The organism is Rothia sp. HMSC065C03 (genome assembly GCF_001837295.1).
Taxonomy (GTDB): Bacteria; Actinomycetota; Actinomycetes; order Actinomycetales; family Micrococcaceae; genus Rothia.
Genome location: NZ_KV832001.1, coordinates 1 through 275, shown reverse-complemented (window position 1 = coordinate 275; position 275 = coordinate 1). Strand labels below are relative to the sequence as shown.

Below are 275 nucleotides of genomic sequence, written 5' to 3'. Positions count from 1 at the left end.
ACCGTGTGGATGATGAGCCGGAGGATGAATTCGCTGTTGAGTGGCTTAATACGCTGCGGGAAGAGATTCCGACGATGCCTTTGAAGAAGAAGCTTACCTTCGTCGAAGAAGGCATGTACAGGGAAGATCCCAGCGGATGTGAAGAACTGCTGCGTAGCCTGAACCTGGTCACTCCGTACGAGACGATGACTCGTTTGGTGGAGCTTGAACCGCTGACTCAGGAGACGATTGAAGCTGCTGTGGCGGTGCACAAGAGCCGCCTGAAGCTTGGTATC

1 protein-coding gene is annotated in these 275 nt (G+C 53.8%); it reads left to right on the top strand.

Annotation, left to right across the window (positions count from 1 at the left end):
- The coding region (locus HMPREF2605_RS09535; RefSeq protein WP_168167592.1) for a hypothetical protein at nt 1–275 on the top strand (275 nt) is incomplete at both ends.